Below are 2,447 nucleotides of genomic sequence, written 5' to 3' on the forward strand. Positions count from 1 at the left end.
CAGCCGCTGCGCCCGCTCATCCAGATGCGGCAGCAACGCATCGAACTTCGCCCGCAACGCGACAACAGTCTCAGGAGCAATGGCCATACACCATTGTCCCACGCCAACTCATATCAGAAGTAGTTATCTATTAGCGTGCCCTAACCTCGCGATACCGGCGCTCGTCGATAGGTCTCGCCGCGCTTGCACGACGCGGGGTGAGTCCCCGCATCCTCGTCGCCGCGTGAAACCTGCCGTCACACAGGGATCGGACCGGCCGACAGGTCGTACAGTGGAGCCATCGACGCCCGCGTGAGCGGGCAGCCCGGCATCGCCGGGCAGGAGCGACAGCCGAGCCCGGCACCCGCCCGCGACGACCGCACATCCGTGCGCGTCTGCGGCCGACCGGCTGAACGACCCTGACCCGAGAGTGACGATGTCCCGCGCGACGACGATCCCCGCGTTCCCCGACCCTGCTGGGCCGGCGGCCGTGCCCTTCTCATTCGAGATCTACCCGCCGCGTACCGAGGCCGGCCTGCCCGCCCTGTACGACACGATCCGGGTGCTCGCCGCTGCGGGTCCGCGCTTCATCTCGGTGACCTTCGGCGCGGGCGGCTCGACGACCGACCGCTCGCTCGCGGTGCTCACCCACATCCTGCGCGAGACGTCGGTGCCGCCGGTCGCGCACCTCACGTGCGTCGGCAGCACGTATGCCGACGCGACGGCGGTCATCCGCGAATTCCTCGACGCCGGCATCACCCGCTTTCTCGCGCTGCGCGGGGATCCGCCGGCGGGCACGGCCGAGGCCGATGTCGACCTCGGCGACCTGGAGTCCGCGGCGCAGCTCGTGCAGCTCATCGGCCGTGTCCAGGCCGAGTGTTCGCCCTACCGCGAAGAGCAGATCCCGGGCGTACCGGGGGCGGCTCGTGTGGAGCCTGCGGAGCCGGTGGAGATCTCCGTCGCTGCATTCCCGAACGGGCATCCACGCTCCCGCCACCGGTTCGAGGACATCGACGCCCTGCTCGCGAAGCAGGCGGCGGGTGCGACTTCCGCGATCACGCAGCTGTTCTTCCACGCCGACGACTACCTGTCGTTCGTCGACCGGGCGCGGGCCGCCGGAGTGTCGATTCCGATCCTCCCCGGCATCATGCCGATCACCTCGCCGTCGCGCCTGCGGCGGGTGCTCGAGCTCACCGGTGAGCCGCGTCCCGACGATCTCGCCGCCGCGCTCGAGGTCGCGCCGGATACCGGGGCGCAGCGCGCGGTCGGCATCGCGCACGCCGCGGGGCTCGCCCGAGACGTCCTGGCCGGGGGAGCACCCGGCATCCATCTGTACGCCTTCAACAACCACGAGACCATGCTGGCCGTGCTGCGCACCGCCGGCGTCATCGAACAGGAGATCCACGCATGACCCGTTCCGCCTTCGCGCACGTCCCTTCCTTCCCCGCCGGGACGATCCTCGGCTACCCTCGCATCGGCCGCCGTCGCGAGCTCAAGCGGGCCGTCGAGCAGCACTGGGCCGGCGCGATCGACGAGTCCGCCCTCGAACGGACCGCCGCCGATCTGCGCCGCGCGAGCCGCGAGCGACTGGCCGAACTCGGTCTCGGCCGCACCGATTCGGCCATCCCGGAGTCGTTCTCGTACTACGATCAGGTGCTCGACGCCGCCGTCGCGGTGGGTGCTCTTCCGGAGCGATTCGCATCGCTGCGCGCCGCCGACGGGTCCATTCCGCTCGCGGCATATTTCGCCGCGGCGCGCGGACTCGGCGATGCCGCCCCGCTCGAGATGACCAAGTGGTTCGACACGAACTACCACTACCTCGTGCCCGAGATCGGCCCGGAGACGGAGTTCGCCTTCTCGAGCGACCGTTTCGTCCAGCAGGTCGCTGAGGCCCGCGCCGACGGCGTGACCGTGCGACCCGTCATCGTCGGCCCCGTCACCCTGCTCGCGCTCGCGAAGCCCACCGACGCGGCTCCCGCGGGCTACTCGCCGCTCGACCGCCTCGACGACCTGCTGCCGGTGTACGGCGAGTTGCTGGCGGCCCTCCGCGCGGCGGGTGCCGAGTGGGTGCAGCTCGACGAGCACGCGCTCGTGAGCGAGAGCCTCGATGCGGATGCCGGGGCGGTCGCCGCCGCGGCGGCGCACGCGTACGACATCCTCGGCGCCGCGGCAGACCGTCCCGCGATCCTCGTGGCGGCAGGATACGGCCCGCTCTCCGAGGAGGCCTGGCGCGTGCTGGCCGCCGCTCCCCTCGAGGGCATCGCGATCGACCTTCACCGCGGTGGCGTCCCGGCCGCCGCGCCGGGCCTTTCGGGCAAGGCGCTCGTGGGTGGCGTGATCGACGGCCGCAACATCTGGCGGGGCGACCTCGCCGCAGCCGCGGACCGGCTCGCCGCGCTAGGCGCGCTCGGGTCGGCATCCGTCGCCGCCGGCACGTCGACGTCGCTGCAGCACGTCCCGCACGACGT

1 protein-coding gene and 1 pseudogene are annotated in these 2,447 nt (G+C 71.7%); both read left to right on the forward strand.

Annotated elements, in window-relative coordinates; all coding sequences use genetic code 11:
* Positions 1-415: 415 nt before the first annotated feature.
* Positions 416-1,390 (forward strand): methylenetetrahydrofolate reductase, encoded by a 975-nt coding sequence (locus WBP48_RS13075; protein WP_424441108.1) that lies wholly within the window; start codon positions 416-418, stop codon positions 1,388-1,390.
* Positions 1,387-2,447: pseudogene (locus tag WBP48_RS13080) on the forward strand (5-methyltetrahydropteroyltriglutamate--homocysteine S-methyltransferase); the annotation flags it as partial. The gene WBP48_RS13075 and the pseudogene WBP48_RS13080, both read left to right, overlap by 4 nt.

This window comes from Microbacterium sp., from assembly GCF_049661145.1.
Classification (GTDB): domain Bacteria; phylum Actinomycetota; class Actinomycetes; order Actinomycetales; family Microbacteriaceae; genus Microbacterium.